This is a genomic window from Methylobacterium sp. WL18 (assembly GCF_008040015.1).
GTDB lineage: Bacteria > Pseudomonadota > Alphaproteobacteria > Rhizobiales > Beijerinckiaceae > Methylobacterium > Methylobacterium mesophilicum.
In genome coordinates this window covers 1-14,439 of record NZ_VRVD01000066.1, presented here as the reverse complement: position 1 = coordinate 14,439, position 14,439 = coordinate 1, and the positions used below count along the sequence as shown (strand labels likewise).

The following is a 14,439-nucleotide window of genomic DNA, read 5'->3' as shown; positions in this document are numbered from 1 at the left end:
CATCGAGACCGGCCCGCGCGGCCGCCGCATCGCGGTGCTGGGCGACATGCTGGAACTCGGCGCGGCCTCCCCCGACCTGCATCGCGGCCTCGTCGAGGCGATCGAGGCCGCTCGGATCGACCTGGTCTTCGCCTCCGGGCCGCTGATGCGCCACCTGTTCGAGGCGTTGCCGGTGAGCCGCCGCGGCGGCGTCGCCGACACCGCCGCCGACCTGATCGAGCCGCTGACCCGCAACCTGCGGTCCGGCGACGCCGTGATGGTCAAGGGATCGAACGGCAGCCGCATGGGGCGGATTGTCGATGTGCTGAAAGCCCGCTACGCGGTCGACCCGGCGCGGCGCGGAATGGCCGCCGCCCCGTGATCCGGACCTGATCCGCCCCATGATCGGCACGCCCGAGCGTTCGCGACGATCGGTGCCGCCCCCCGAAACCCGCGCCTGAACAAAGGGGCCGAGCGCCCGGATGCTGTACCTTCTCTCGGAACTGAGCGGCACGTTCTCGCCGCTCAACGTCTTCCGCTACATCACCTTCCGCACCGGCGGCGCGCTGTTCACGGCGGGCCTGTTCGTGTTCTGGTTCGGGCCGTGGATCATCTCCCTGCTGCGCCTGCGCCAGGGCAAGGGCCAGCCGATCCGCGAGGACGGTCCCCAGACCCACCTGCTGACCAAGCGCGGTACGCCGACCATGGGCGGGCTGATGATCCTGGCGGGCGCCATCGTGGCGATCCTGCTCTGGGCCAATCCGCGCAATCACTACGTGTGGGTGACCCTAACCGTGACCCTGGGCTTCGGGGCGATCGGCTTCTACGACGACTACCTCAAGGTGACGAAGCAGTCCCACAAGGGCTTTTCCGGCAAGTTCCGGCTGTCCCTGGAAGCGATGATCGCCATCGCGGCCTGCACGATCGTCTCGGTCTATTCACCGGCCGCCCTGCAGAACCAGCTCGCCTTTCCGGTGTTCAAGGACGCGCTGCTGAACCTCGGCTGGTTCTACGCCCTGTTCGGAGCCTTCGTGATCGTCGGCGCCGGCAACGCCGTGAACATGACCGACGGCCTCGACGGTCTGGCGATCGTGCCGGTGATGATCGCGTGCGGCACGTTCGGGATCATCGCGTATCTCGTCGGCAACTCGTTCACCGCGAGCTACCTCCAGGTGAACTACGTCCGCGACAGCGGCGAACTCGCGGTCGTCTGCGGCGCGGTGATCGGAGCCGGCCTCGGCTTCCTGTGGTTCAACGCGCCGCCCGCCCAGATCTTCATGGGCGACACCGGCTCGCTGGCGCTGGGCGGCCTGCTCGGCACCATCGCGGTGGCGACCAAGCATGAGATCGTCTTGGCCATCGTCGGCGGCCTGTTCGTCCTGGAGATGATGTCGGTGATCATCCAGGTCGCGTCGTTCAAGCTCACCGGCAAGCGCGTCTTCCGGATGGCGCCGATACACCACCATTTCGAGCAGAAGGGCTGGAAGGAGCCGCAGGTCGTGATCCGGTTCTGGATCATCGCGGTCATCCTGGCGCTCGCGGGCCTCGCGACCCTGAAGCTGCGCTGAGAAACTGTGCTAGACTATGTATCACTACGGCCGATCCCAATCGGGCCCTCATCCTGAGGTGCGGCCGCGAAGCGGGCGCCTCGAAGGAGCCCTCCAGCCGGCCGCGTGACCCCTGGAGGGCTCCTTCGAGGCCCGCTGGCGCAGGCACCTCAGGATGAGGGGGTTGGGTGGGATCGGCGATGTTCCCACGTTGAATTGAGTTTCCCATGACACCCGTCACCGTCTTCGCGGGCCAGAAGGTCGCCCTGTTCGGGCTCGGCGGATCGGGGCTGGCCACGGCCAATGCGCTGAAGGCCGGCGGCGCTGAAGTCGTTGCCTGGGACGACAATGCCGACAGCGTTGCGCGTGCGCGTGCGCAGGATGCGGGCATCGGCACGCAGGATCTGCGGGACTCCGACTGGTCCGGCTTTAAGGCCCTGGTGCTCAGCCCCGGCGTGCCGCTCACTCATCCGGAGCCGCACTGGACCGTCCGGCTCGCCCGCGAGGCCGGAGTCGAGATCGTCGGCGACATCGAGCTGTTCTGCCGGGAGCGCCGGGCGCTGGCGCCCGAAGCGCCGTTCGTGGCGATCACCGGCACCAACGGCAAGTCGACCACCACGGCGCTGATCGCCCACGTGCTCGCCCAGGCCGGGCGCGACGTGCAGATGGGCGGCAACATCGGCACCGCGATCCTGTCGCTGGCGCCGCCGGATGCCGGCCGCGTCCACGTGATCGAGATGTCGTCGTTCCAGATCGACCTGACCCCGGGCCTCGACCCGACGGTGGGCGTGCTGATGAACATCACGCCGGACCATCTCGACCGCCACGGCACCATGGAGCAGTACGCCGCCATCAAGGAGCGCCTGATCGCCGGCGCCGGGCTGGCGGTGGTCGGGATCGACGACGGCCCGAGCCGGGCGATCGCCGAGCGGCGCGCCGGTGACCTCGTGCGGGTCCACGTACCCACCGGGGACGCGCTCTGCGCCGACGCCGTGACGGTGCGCGACGGCATCGTCCGCGACCCCGACGGGACAGCGCTCGCCGACGTCAACGGCATCGGCTCGCTGCGCGGCGCCCACAACTGGCAGAACGCCGCCGTGGCGGTGGCGGTCGCCCGAGCCCTCGGCCTCACCGGCGAAGAAATCCGGGCCGGCCTGTCCTCGTTCCCGGGGCTGCCGCACCGGATGGAGCAGGTCGGGCGACGCGGCGCCGTGCTGTTCGTCAACGATTCCAAGGCGACCAACGCGGATTCCACCGAGAAGGCGCTGACCGCCTTCAGGGACATCCACTGGATCCTGGGCGGCAAGGCCAAGGAGGGCGGGATCTTCCCATTGGTGCCGTATTTCCAGCGGGTCGCCCACGCCTACCTGATCGGCGCGGCCTCGGACGCCTTCGCGGCCACCCTGGAGGGCGTCGTGCCCTACACGCGCTGCGAGACCCTCGACGTCGCGGTCCCCAAGGCCGCCGAGAACGCCGCCGCCTCGGGCGCCCCGGAGCCGGTGGTGCTGCTCTCGCCGGCCTGCGCCTCCTACGACCAGTTCCGCAATTTCGAGATCCGCGGCGACCGGTTCCGGGAACTGGTGCAGGCGCTGCCCTGAGGGCTTCGGTCTTCAGGGTTTCAAAAGGTCGAGACCTTTTGCGGGTGCAGGGCGGCGCCTTGCTGTCGGGCCTCGCCCGATGCATCAGGGGCTCCGCCCCCGAACCCAGCCAAAGGGCTGAGCCCTTTGGAAACCCGGTCCGGGCCGGTCAGCGCGCCAGCACCTTGGCGGCATCGCGGGTGGTGGCGACCGCCTCGGAGACGTCGGCGACGGCTTGCGCGATCGCCCCGATATTGCCGGTAATCGCCGTGACCGCACCGGCGGCGCTCTGCATGCTCTCGGCGAGGTCCCGGGTCACCGCACTCTGCTCCTCGATCGCCGCCGCGGTGGACACCACGGTCTCGCGCATCACCGAGACCGAGGCCCCGATCGAGCCCAATGCGACCACCACTTCCTGCGAGACCTGCTGGACGCTGGCGATCTCGCTGTTGATCTGCCCGGTGGCGCGGGCCGCTTGGTCGGCGAGCGCCTTCACCTCGCTGGCCACCACCGCGAAGCCGCGGCCCGCCTCGCCGGCCCGGGCGGCCTCGATGGTGGCGTTGAGCGCCAGCAGATTGATCTGGCCGGCGATGCTCTGGATCAGCCCGACGATGCTGGACATCGCCGTCGCGCTGTCGGCGAGCCGCTTGGTGTGGCCGTCCGCCTCGCGCACGCAGGCGTAGGCGGTGTCGGTGGCGCCCTGGGAGCGCACGATGCTCTGGGACATCTCGGCGACGGAGGCGGCGAGCTCTTCGGCCGCCGCCGCCACGGTCTGGACGTTGCCGGAGGTCGAGTCCGCCGCCGAGGAGGCCAGGCGGGCGGCGTCCGTGGAATGCATGACCGCGTGCTCGATCGCGCCGAAATTGCTGTCGATCAACCTGCGTAGGTCGGCCAGCAGGCGGACCTGATCGGTGATGTCGGTGGCGAACTTCACCACCTTGTAGGGCCGGCCACCGGCGTCGAGGATCGGGTTGTAGGAGGCCTGGATCCAGATCTCCCGCCCGTCCTTGCCGAGGCGGCGGAACTGGGCAGCCTGATAGGTGCCGTTGCGCAAGGCCGCCCAGAACGCCCGGTAGGCTTCGCTGTCCCGGTAGCCCGCCTCGACGAACAGGCTGTGATGCTGCCCGACCACCTCGTCGCGGCCGTAGCCCATCGCGGCGAGGAAGTTGTCGTTAGCCTCGAGGACCATGCCGTCGAGGTCGAAGGCGATCACCGCCTGGACCTTGTGGATCGCGGCGATCTGGCCGGCGCGGTCGGCCTCCTCGGTGCGCTGCCGAGTGATGTCGGTGGCGAACTTCACCACCTTGTAGGGCCGGCCCCGGGCGTCGAGCATCGGGTTGTAGGAGGCCTGGATCCAGATCGTCCGCCCGCCGCGACCGACCCGACGGAACTGGCCCGACTCGAACGCGCCGCCGCGCAGGCGCTCCCAGAACGCCCGGTAATCCGCTGAATCCCGGTATTCCGGATCGACGAAGAGGCTGTGATGCTGCCCGACCACCTCGGGCAGGGTGTAGCCGACCGCGTCGAGGAAATTGCCGTTCGCCGACAGGATGCGGCCGTCGAGATCGAACTCGATCAGCCCCTGGACGCGGTCGAGGGCCGCCAGCTTGGCCTGCGCTTCACGGACCTTCAGAGCAGCGAACATGTCGGACCGGCTTCTGCTGTGCGGATCGGGCCTGGCAGAGCGGGGCACGCATCGCACCGCTCTCCGATCCTGGTGGGGATACACCTCCAAGTTGCACAATGAGAATTAACATTCGATGACATCGTCGACAGTATACCTCGGACGAATACGGTAGTTCTTCCGCGCCGAGGAATCCCAGGTGCCGCCAGGGTCATCCGGCCATAAGGCTCCGTTTACCATTCCCCCACAGGATCGGCCCGACCGACGCGGACCGGCCTCCGCGCGGCCTGGAGTCGTTGCCCGGCATGATCTCACGCGCGGAACGCACACCCCTCACCGACTGGTGGTGGACGGTGGACCGCGGGCTGCTCGCGGCGCTGTTCGCGCTGATGGTGGCCGGCCTGGTCTTCCTGATGGGCGGCGGCCCACCGGTCGCCGAGCGCATCGGCCTGCCGACCTTCTACTTCCTCAACCGGCAGGCGCTCTACCTCGCGCCGACCATCCTGCTGATCTGCGCGGTGTCGTTCCTGTCCCTGCGCGGGGTCCGGCGGCTCGCGCTGGTCACCTGGATCTGCGGCGTCGCGCTCTGCCTGCTCGCCGGCAAGTTCGGCCCGGAGATCAAGGGCGCGCATCGCTGGATCCAGTTCGGACCGATCGGCTTGCAGCCGTCGGAATTCGTCAAGCCGGCCTTCGTGGTCGTGGCGGCCTGGGCGTTCTCGGAGGGCGCCCAGCGCCGCGATATGCCGGGCGGCTTCCTGGCGATGCTGCTCCTGCCGGTCACCATCGTGCCGCTGCTGCTGCAGCCGGATTTCGGCCAGACCATGCTGATCACCATGGTGTGGTGCGCCCTGTTCTTCGTCGCCGGCCTGCACCTGATCTGGGTGGCGCTGCTCGGCGTTCTGGGCCTCGGCGGCGTGTTCGCGGCCTACCTGTTCTTCCATCACGTCCGCGAGCGCTTCAACAAGTTCCTCGACCGCGATTCGGGCGGCGGCTTCCAAGACTTCTGGTCGCGGGAATCATTCCGCTCGGGCGGCTGGTTCGGCACCGGCCCGGGGGAGGGGGTGGCCAAGCGCCACCTTCCGGACGCACATACCGACTTCATCTTCTCTGTCACCGGTGAGGAATTCGGCGTGATCGTCTGCCTGTGCCTCGTCGGCCTGTTCGCCTTCATCGTGCTGCGCGGCCTCAAGCTCGCCCGGCGCACCGACGACACCTTCTCGCGGCTGGCGATCACCGGACTGACCACCCTGTTCGGACTCCAGGCCTGCATCAACATGGCGGTGAACACCCAGCTGATGCCGGCCAAGGGCATGACCCTGCCGTTCGTCTCCTTCGGCGGCTCGTCGATGATCTCGCTGGCGCTCGGCACCGGCTTCCTGGTCGCCTTGACCCGCAAACGTCCGCGCACCGTCCTGCTCAGCCAGAAGCCGCCCGGCACCGCGTCGGCCACCGTCGCCGGGGTGATGCGGTGACGGTCTTCACCCCCACGATCCTGCTCTGCGCGGGCGGCACCGGCGGCCACCTGTTCCCGGCCGAGAGCCTCGCCCATGCTCTCCGCGCCCGCGGCATCCGGGTGGCGCTCGCCACCGACGCCCGGGTCGACGCGATCTCGGGCGAGTTCCCGGCTTCCGAGGTGATCACGATCGCCTCCGCGACGCCCTCGGGCCGCTCGCCCCTGAAGCGGGCCGGCGCCGTGCTGACGCTGGGCCGCGGCTTCGGCGTCGCCGCCAGGGAGATCCGGCGGATCAACCCGGCCGCGATCGTCGGCTTCGGCGGCTACCCGACCGTGCCGCCTGTGCTCGCCGGCCAGATCCTGCGGGTGCCGACGGTGCTGCACGAGCAGAACGCCGTGATGGGCCGGGCCAACGCTTTCCTGGCTCGAGGCGCCCGCACCATCGCCACCGGCTTCAAGGATGTCCGCGGCGTACCCGACAAGGCGCGCGCGCCGCGCATCCACACCGGCAACCCACTCCGCCCGGCCGTGATCGAGGCGGCCAAGATCCCGTATCCCGCGTTCGGCGACGGCGACGCCCTGCGGCTCCTCGTGTTCGGCGGCAGCCAGGGCGCGCTGGTCATGGGCGAGGTCGTGCCCGAGGCGATCGAGCGCCTGCCCGCCGACTTGCGCGCCCGCCTGCACCTCATTCAACAGGTCCGGCCCGAGGACCTGACCGCGGTGCAGAACCGCTACCTCGCCATGGGGCTCGCCGGCCTCGAGGCCGCGCCGTTCTTCAAGGACCTGCCGGCCCGCATGGCCGCGAGCCACCTCGTGGTCTCGCGCTCGGGCGCCTCGACGGTCTCGGAGCTGTCCGCGATCGGCCGGCCGTCGATCCTGGTGCCGCTGCCCGGCTCCCTCGATCAGGACCAGGCCGCCAACGCCGCGACCCTCGACGCGATCGGCGCGGCGCTGGCCCTGAAGCAGACCGCGTTCACGCCGGATCGCCTCGCGGCCGAGCTGGTCGCCTGCTTCGAGACGCCGGCAAAATTGACCGCGGCGGCCGATGCGGCCAGAAGCGCGGGCATCCACGACGCCGCCGAGCGGCTGGCCGAGGTCGTCATCCAGACTGCCAGAAGCGGTTAGCAATCGGGTTTCCAAAGGGCTCAGCCCTTTGGCGGGTTGTCAGGGCGGAGCCCTGATGCGTTGGGCAAGGCCCGACAGCAGGGCTCCGCCCTGCACCCGCAAAAGGTCCCAGACCTTTTGAAACCATGACTTTACGGAAGGTACGACGACAGATGAAGCTGCCCGACAAGCTCGGCCCCATCCACTTCATCGGCATCGGCGGCATCGGCATGTCCGGCATCGCCGAGGTGATGAGCAACCTCGGCTACACGGTCCAGGGCTCCGACGCCTCGGACAACGCCAACGTCCGCCGGCTGGCCGAGAAGGGCATCCGCACCTTCGTCGGCCATCAGGCCGAGAACGTCGACGCGGCCGCCCTGGTGGTGGTCTCGACCGCGATCCGTCGGGACAACCCGGAGCTGCAGGCCGCCCGCGAGCGTCGCCTTCCGGTAGTTCGGCGCGCCGAGATGCTGGCCGAATTGATGCGCTTCAAGTCCTGCGTCGCCATCGCGGGCACCCACGGCAAGACCACCACGACCTCGCTGGTCGCGACCCTGCTCGACGCCGGCAGCCTCGACCCGACCGTGATCAACGGCGGCATCATCAACGCCTACGGCACCAACGCCCGGATGGGTGAGGGCGACTGGATGGTGGTGGAGGCCGACGAATCCGACGGCACCTTCCTCAAGCTGCCGGCCGACGTCGCCATCGTCACCAACATCGACCCCGAGCATCTCGACCATTTCGGCTCGTTCGAGGCGGTGAAGGACGCGTTCCGGCGCTTCATCGACAACATCCCGTTCTACGGCTTCGCGGTGATGTGCACCGACCACCCGGTGGTGCAGGACATGGTCGGCCATATCGAGGACCGGCGCATCATCACGTACGGCGAAAATCCTCAGGCCGACGTGCGCCTGCTCGACGTGGACCTGAAGGGCGGCCAGAGCCGCTTCCGCGTCATGATCCGCGACCGGCGCCCGGGCTTCCGCATGGAGATGGAAGACCTGGTCCTGCCGATGCCGGGCAAGCACAACGCGCTCAACGCCACCGCAGCGCTCGCCGTCGCCAACGAGCTCGGCGTCTCGCACGACGCCATCCGCCGGGCGCTCGCCGGGTTCGGTGGCGTGAAACGCCGGTTCACCCGCACCGGCGAGTGGAACGGGGCGACGATCTTCGACGATTACGGACACCATCCGGTGGAGATCAAGGCGGTGCTCAAGGCCGCCCGCGCATCGACCGACGGCAACGTCATCGCGGTGGTGCAGCCGCACCGCTACACCCGGCTCGCGTCGCTGTTCGACGATTTCTGCACTTGCTTCAACGACGCCGACACGGTGATCGTCGCCCCGGTCTACACGGCCGGCGAGTCGCCGATCGAGGGCGCCGACCGGGACGCCCTGGTCGCGGGCCTGCGCTCCCGCGGCCACCGGGACGCCCGCCCCTTGGAGCGGCCCGAGGAACTGGCCGGCATCGTCGCCGAACTCGCCAAGCCCACCGACTACGTCGTGTGCCTCGGCGCCGGCACGATCACGCAATGGGCCTACGCGCTGCCGGGCGAACTCGCCGCGCGAGGTAAGTGAGCGGATGGGCGTCGATCAGGCTGAGTCAGGCATGAGGTCTTCGACATCGATGTCGAGTGCCCGCGCCAGCCGTTCGTAGACGGCAGGATCGGCCGTGCCCGCGCCCGTTTCCAGATCGGTGAGTTGCACCTCGGGCACCGCGCCGTCGCGCGCCAGCGCGGCGACCGTCATCCCTCGCCGGGCGCGCCAGAACGCCAGGGGGCTCGGGGCCGCGCGCAACGCATCGAGATCGGACTCATCGAGGCGTTCTTCGTCGCCGGCGTTCAGGCGGCTCTGCGACTTGTCGATGACGCAGGTGTCGAGCGTGTCGTCCGCCAGTTCGCGCAGCCGCTCGAGCTCCGCCTCCGGCAGGATCACGATGGCCTCGCCGGAAGGCGTCCGGGTTCTGACGATGGTCACGGGCAGCATCCTAGCCGTAGATCGAGCCGCGCGGGGAAATGGGGAGATGCGATCGGCCAAGGCGGAACGTACCCGGTTTCGGCGCCATCTGCGCCTCGTTCAAACGGAGGCGGAGCGTCGCCTCTGGTATCGCCTGCGCGATCGACGTCTTGCCGGCTTCAAGTTCGTGCGGCAGGAATCGATCGGGCGCTACGTCGCGGATTTCTGCTGTCGCGAGGCGCGCCTGATCGTCGAGATCGATGGCAGCCAGCACGCGGACAATGTACGCGATCGCATCCGGGACGAATGGCTGGCCGCACAGGGCTACCACGTCCTCCGCTTCTGGAATCCCGAGATCGCGGACAATATTGGTGCGGTTCTGGACACCATCCTGGCCGCGCTGCCCCCCTCTCCCCGCGTGCGGGGAGAGGGCCGCGACGACCTTGTCGTCGCCGGAGCGAGGCGGCAGCCGAGGGTGAGGGGGCGGCTCCGAATGAGCCTCATCCGTTCACGCCCCCTCACCTCCGCTCCGGCTTCGCCTGCGCTTCCCGCACGGACGACAAGGTCCATGCGGGCCTCTCCCCGCGCGCGGGGAGAGGGGACCAGCGTCACCTCTTGAACTGTATGAAGACCGTAGTCCCGCCTGTGGGGAGAGGGGAGATTACCCCATGACCGCATCGCTCCACGACCGAATCCGCGCCGCCGCGCCGGCCCTGCGCGGGCGCCTGCTCGCCGACCAGCCGCTGGCCGACCTGACCTGGTTCCGCGTTGGCGGTCCGGCCGAGGTCCTGTTCACCCCGGCGGACGAGGAGGATCTCGCGCACCTCCTCGCCGCCCTGGAACCCGATGTGCCGGTCACCGTGATCGGCCTCGGCTCCAACCTGATCGTCCGCGACGGCGGCGTGCCGGGCGTGGTCATCCGGCTCGGCGGCAAGGCGTTCGGCGGTATCGCGATCGACGGCGAGACGTTGCAGGTCGGCACCGCCGTGCCGGACATGCGCCTCGCCAAGGCGGCCGCCGAGGCCGGGCTCGACGGACTCGCGTTCTACCGGGGCATTCCGGGCTCGATCGGGGGCGCCCTGCGGATGAACGCCGGCGCCCATGGCGGCGAGACCACCGACGTGCTGGTCGAGGCGCATGGCATCGACCGGACCGGGGCGCTGCGCCGCTTCAGCCACGCCGAGATGGGTTTTTCCTACCGGCATTCCGACGCGCCCGAGGACGTCATCTTCACGCGCGCGTTGTTCCGCGGAACACCCGGGGACCGCGCCGCGATCGAAGCCGAAATGGAGCGGGTCACGGCGGCCCGCGAGGCCGCACAACCGATCCGCGAGCGCACCGGCGGCTCGACCTTCGCCAACCCGGAGGGTGGCAAAGCCTGGCAGCTCGTCGACGCCGCCGGCTGCCGCGGCCTGACCCGGGGCGGCGCCCAGGTCTCGCCGATGCATTGCAACTTCCTGATCAACACCGGCGGCGCCACCGCTGCCGATATCGAGGGACTGGGCGAGGAAGTCCGGCGCCGGGTTCGGGAGACCAGCGGCGTCACGCTGCGCTGGGAGATCCGGCGGATCGGCGTGGATTCGGCGGCGGTAAGTCAGTAAGTTGTAAGTCGCGTTGAAGGGGTATCGGCCATGCCCGGCAAGTCCGCCCGCACCGCCTACTCGAAGATCTCGGTCAAGAGCCAGACCGTGCTGCCCGCCGAGGTACGCGAGCGCCTCGCCATCGGCCCGGGGGATCGTCTGCGCTACCGGATCTCACCGGACGGCGTCCGCATCGACAAGGCGCCCCCGGAGGGCGAGGATCCGTTCGTCGCCTTCATGGAATGGGGCGGCCTCATCGATGACGAAGATTATGCCGACCTCTGAGGCCGCGAGCTTTTCGGCCGGCTCCGTCGTGGTCGTGAAGTTCCCCTACTCGGACCGCGTGGCCGAGAAGCGACGCCCCGCCGTCTCCGGAGCCGCGGTCGCGCAGGCCGGCTACGTGCGGATTGCGATGATCACGAGCGCCCGAAACGCCGGCATGAGCGGTGACATCCCGATCAGGGATTTCGCCGCAGCGGGCCTCGGCGCCGCCTCCACGGTCCGTCCGCTGAAGATCGCCTGCATCGAACCCGGCCGCATCCTGCGCCGCATCGGCGCTCTGCCGCCGGCCATTGCGGCGGCGGTCTTCGCCGCGATCCATGACCTGGTCGGCCCAACGTGACCCGATCCTCGACCCAGACTTCCCCGGAGCCCACCATGTCCAAGCACGTCGCCGTCCTCCTGGGCGGTACCTCCGCCGAGCGCGAGGTCTCGCTCAATTCCGGCGCGGCCTGCGCGACGGCGCTCGAAGGGGAGGGGTACCGGGTCACCCGCGTCGACGTCGGGCCCGACATCGCCTCGGTGCTCACCGAGCTGCGGCCGGACGTGGCCTTCAACGCCCTGCACGGTCCGGACGGAGAGGACGGGACAATCCAGGGGCTGCTGGAGATCCTGAAGATTCCGTACACCCATTCGGGCGTGCTCGCGTCGGCGCTGGCCATGAACAAGGAGCGGGCGAAGACGGTGCTGCACGCAGCCGGCGTGGACGTGCCGGCGGGTCGGATCGTTAACCGCTTCGAGGCCGCGAAAAACCACCCGCTTCCGCCGCCCTACGTGGTCAAGCCGATCGCTGAGGGCTCGTCCGTGGGGGTCATCATCGTCCGCGACGGCCGGTCGCACCCGCCCCAGATCCTCGCCTCGGAGGACTGGACCTTCGGCGAGCAAGTCCTTGCAGAACCTTACATAGCCGGTCGCGAACTGACCTGCGGGGTGATGGGCGACAAGGCGCTCGGGGTGATCGAGGTGAAGGCCGCCACGGGGGACTGGTACGACTACGACGCGAAGTACGCCCCGGGGGGGTCGGTCCACGTGCTGCCGGCCGAACTTAAACCAAATGTTTACCAGCGTGTCCAAGAACTGTCGTTAACGGCGCATCAAGCACTGGGCTGCCGGGGCGTCAGCCGTGCCGACCTTCGCTACGACGACACACCGGGTGGAACCGGTTTGCTCGTCGTCCTGGAGGTCAACACGCAACCCGGCATGACCCAGACGAGCCTTGTGCCGGAGATGGCGGCCCATGCGGGTCTTGGTTTCGGTGAGCTCGTCCGATGGATGGTGGAGGACGCTTCTCTGAATCGCTGAGCGGCGGTGACGCTGCCGGTCGCAGCCTTCCCGCGCGCCTCGTCGGCGCCGCGCTGGATCGGCTCACCGGACGCGCTCCCGCCCGCTCCCTCTCGGTGCGCCGGTCCCGCAGGGGCCAGCTCCTGACTCAGCGCCTGCCGCGCGGCGTCGGCACCGTGGGCGTCTCCGTATCCCTCGCCACCGTGGCGCTCGCCGGCTTCGTGGCGAGCGGGCGCTACGAGTCCTTCGTCGCCGAGCAGGGTCGGCCCCTGGACATCGCAGCGCGGGTCCTCGGCTTCGGCGTCGAGCGCGTGACCATCTCGGGCATCTCCCGGATGTACGAGCGCGAGGTGCTGTCGGCAGCCGGCATCGACTGGCGCTCCTCGGTCCCGTTCCTGGACGTCGTGGCGGTGCGCGAGAAGCTGCTGGCCGTGCCGCTGATCGCCCAGGCTTCGGTCCGCAAGATCTATCCGAACGAGATCGCGATCACCCAGGTCGAGCGCGAGCCCGCCGCCCTCTGGCAGAAGAACGGCGAGATCAACGTGATCGCCGCCGACGGCACCGTGATCGACGCAATGCGGGACGACCGCTACGCCAGCCTGCCGCTCGTCGTGGGCGACGACGCCAACAACAAGCTGCCCGAATATCTCGCCCTCATCGCCGCCGCCGGTCCGCTCTCCGAGCGGATCAAGGCCGGGACCTACGTCTCGGGCCGGCGCTGGACCCTCAAGCTCGACGGCGTGGACGTGCGCCTGCCCGAGATCGACCCAGCCGCGGCGCTCGCGCGTCTCGTCCGGTTCGAGCGCGAGGCCGGCCTGCTCGAAAAGGACATCATCGCGGTGGACCTGCGCATGCCCGACCGCCTGGTGGTGCGCCTGACCGAGGAGGCCGCCGCCGCCCGCGCGGAAGCCCAGAAGGCGAAGAAGAAGGGCGCGGCCAGCTGATGCCCTTAACCTCGATCTCCGCCCGTCCCGCCTTCTGCGTCCGGTAGTGTCAATGCACAGCCAACACGGCCTCACGCCGCGCCTGAAGCCGCTCTCCGCCCGGCGCTCGACCACCCTGTCGGTGCTCGACATCGGCACCAGCAAGGTCGTCTGCCTCATCGCCGAGTTGCAGCCGGCCGAGGCGCTCTCGACCCTGCGCGGCCGGACGCACCTCGCCCGCATCATCGGCATCGGCCACCAGCGCTCGCTGGGGCTGAAGGGTGGGGCGATCGTCGATCTCGCCGCCGCCGAGGGCGCGATCCGCCAGGCGGTCCACGCCGCCGAGCGGATGGCCAAGGTCGAGGTCCAGTCGGTCATCGTCAACATGTCGGGCGGCCGGCTCGCCTCGCAGCATTTCCAGGCCCGGGTGAACACCCGCTCCGGCACCGTCACCGGCAGCGATGTCGAGCGGGTGCTGGAGACGGCGAGCGCCCACGGCGTCAGCCCCGGACGGGCCGTGCTGCACGCCCTGCCCACCGGCTACGCGCTGGACGGGCAGGGTGCCGTGATCGATCCGTCGGGCATGATCGGCGAGGCCCTCGGGGTCGACCTGCATGTCGTGACGAGCGAACTCGCCGCCGCCCGCAACGTCATGCTGGCGGTCGAGCATTGCCACCTCGGGGTCGAGGCGGTGATCGCCACGCCCTACGCCGCCGGGCTCTCGGCCCTGGTGGACGACGAGGCCGAGATGGGCGTGTGCGTCGTCGACATGGGCGGCGGCACCACCAGCGTCGGCGTGTTCTCGGGCGGCCACCTCGTCCACGTGGACGCGGTGGCGGTCGGCGGACACCACGTCACCATGGATATCGCCCGGGGGCTCTCCACCCGCATGGCCGCGGCCGAGCGGCTGAAGACCCTTTACGGCTCGGCCCTCTCCACCCCGTCCGACGATCGCGACATGATCGCCGTGCACGGGGTCGGCGAGGACGAGGGCGAGGCCCCGGCCCACATCCCGCGCTCGCAGCTGGTGCGGATCATCAAGCCGCGGGTCGAGGAGGTGGTCGAGCTGGTCCGCGACCGCCTGCGGGATGCCGGCTTCGCCGCCCAGGCCGGCCGGCGGGTGGTGCTGACGGG

13 protein-coding genes and 3 pseudogenes are annotated in these 14,439 nt (G+C 69.7%); 13 read left to right on the top strand and 3 right to left on the bottom strand.

Annotation, left to right across the window (positions count from 1 at the left end; genetic code table 11):
* The 3 genes and pseudogenes from FV228_RS08485 to murD form a co-directional block, all read left to right on the top strand.
* Positions 1 to 361, top strand: a pseudogene (locus tag FV228_RS08485) (UDP-N-acetylmuramoylalanyl-D-glutamyl-2, 6-diaminopimelate--D-alanyl-D-alanine ligase); the annotation flags it as partial.
* Positions 362 to 461: 100 nt separating this feature from the next.
* The gene (gene mraY / locus FV228_RS08480) at positions 462 to 1,547 is read left to right on the top strand and encodes a phospho-N-acetylmuramoyl-pentapeptide-transferase (RefSeq protein WP_147854208.1); all 1,086 of its coding nucleotides are present in this window, start codon (positions 462 to 464) and stop codon (positions 1,545 to 1,547) included.
* 206 nt (positions 1,548 to 1,753) lie between these two features.
* Positions 1,754 to 3,124 (top strand): UDP-N-acetylmuramoyl-L-alanine--D-glutamate ligase, encoded by a 1,371-nt coding sequence (gene murD, locus FV228_RS08475; protein WP_147854207.1) that lies wholly within the window; start codon positions 1,754 to 1,756, stop codon positions 3,122 to 3,124.
* Between the two features lie 148 nt (positions 3,125 to 3,272).
* On the opposite strand, the gene FV228_RS08470 is transcribed toward murD, so the two are convergent.
* Positions 3,273 to 4,748, bottom strand: a complete 1,476-nt coding sequence (locus FV228_RS08470) for a PAS domain-containing methyl-accepting chemotaxis protein (protein WP_147854206.1) — start codon at positions 4,746 to 4,748, stop codon at positions 3,273 to 3,275.
* 284 nt (positions 4,749 to 5,032) lie between these two features.
* Here FV228_RS08470 and FV228_RS08465 point away from each other — a divergent pair, with 284 nt between their 5' ends.
* The 3 genes from FV228_RS08465 to murC all read left to right on the top strand — a co-directional run bounded on the left by FV228_RS08465 (position 5,033) and on the right by murC (position 8,864).
* Entirely contained in the window at positions 5,033 to 6,199 is a 1,167-nt protein-coding gene (locus FV228_RS08465; protein WP_147854205.1) for a putative peptidoglycan glycosyltransferase FtsW, read from the top strand.
* Positions 6,196 to 7,305, top strand: coding sequence for an undecaprenyldiphospho-muramoylpentapeptide beta-N-acetylglucosaminyltransferase (murG, locus tag FV228_RS08460; RefSeq protein ID WP_147854204.1), 1,110 nt, complete (start codon positions 6,196 to 6,198; stop codon positions 7,303 to 7,305). Before FV228_RS08465 ends, murG begins: the two co-directional genes overlap by 4 nt.
* A 152-nt stretch (positions 7,306 to 7,457) precedes the next feature.
* Positions 7,458 to 8,864, top strand: coding sequence for a UDP-N-acetylmuramate--L-alanine ligase (gene murC, locus FV228_RS08455; protein ID WP_147854203.1), 1,407 nt, complete (start codon positions 7,458 to 7,460; stop codon positions 8,862 to 8,864).
* 15 nt (positions 8,865 to 8,879) lie between these two features.
* Here murC and FV228_RS08450 read toward each other — a convergent pair whose 3' ends face one another.
* A complete protein-coding gene (locus FV228_RS08450) occupies positions 8,880 to 9,263 on the bottom strand; it encodes a helix-turn-helix domain-containing protein (RefSeq protein ID WP_147854202.1) in 384 nt (127 codons plus the stop codon).
* Here FV228_RS08450 and FV228_RS34900 point away from each other — a divergent pair.
* A pseudogene (locus FV228_RS34900) lies at positions 9,151 to 9,585 on the top strand (endonuclease domain-containing protein); the annotation flags it as partial. The gene FV228_RS08450 and the pseudogene FV228_RS34900 overlap by 113 nt on opposite strands.
* Positions 9,586 to 9,648: 63 nt before the next feature.
* Here FV228_RS34900 and FV228_RS34100 read toward each other — a convergent pair.
* Positions 9,649 to 9,842 (bottom strand): annotated as a pseudogene (locus FV228_RS34100) (hypothetical protein); the annotation flags it as partial.
* Between the two features lie 68 nt (positions 9,843 to 9,910).
* Here FV228_RS34100 and murB point away from each other — a divergent pair.
* The 6 genes from murB to ftsA all read left to right on the top strand — a co-directional run.
* Positions 9,911 to 10,843 (top strand): UDP-N-acetylmuramate dehydrogenase, encoded by a 933-nt coding sequence (gene murB, locus FV228_RS08440; protein ID WP_147854201.1) that lies wholly within the window; start codon positions 9,911 to 9,913, stop codon positions 10,841 to 10,843.
* Between the two features lie 30 nt (positions 10,844 to 10,873).
* On the top strand, positions 10,874 to 11,107 hold the full coding sequence (locus FV228_RS08435; protein WP_147854200.1) for an AbrB/MazE/SpoVT family DNA-binding domain-containing protein: 234 nt from the start codon (positions 10,874 to 10,876) through the stop codon (positions 11,105 to 11,107).
* 28 nt (positions 11,108 to 11,135) lie between these two features.
* Complete coding sequence (locus tag FV228_RS08430) at positions 11,136 to 11,444, top strand: type II toxin-antitoxin system PemK/MazF family toxin (protein ID WP_246689944.1); 309 nt, start codon at positions 11,136 to 11,138, stop codon at positions 11,442 to 11,444.
* Positions 11,445 to 11,479: 35 nt separating this feature from the next.
* Entirely contained in the window at positions 11,480 to 12,403 is a 924-nt protein-coding gene (locus FV228_RS08425) for a D-alanine--D-alanine ligase (protein ID WP_147854198.1), read from the top strand.
* Positions 12,370 to 13,326 carry a cell division protein FtsQ/DivIB gene (locus FV228_RS08420; RefSeq protein WP_147854197.1) on the top strand — a complete coding sequence of 319 codons (957 nt, stop codon included), beginning with the start codon at positions 12,370 to 12,372 and terminating at the stop codon, positions 13,324 to 13,326. Before FV228_RS08425 ends, FV228_RS08420 begins: the two co-directional genes overlap by 34 nt.
* A gap of 52 nt (positions 13,327 to 13,378) precedes the next feature.
* Positions 13,379 to 14,439, top strand: a 1,061-nt coding sequence (gene ftsA / locus FV228_RS08415; RefSeq protein ID WP_147854196.1) for a cell division protein FtsA, incomplete at its 3' end; no start/stop codon positions are given.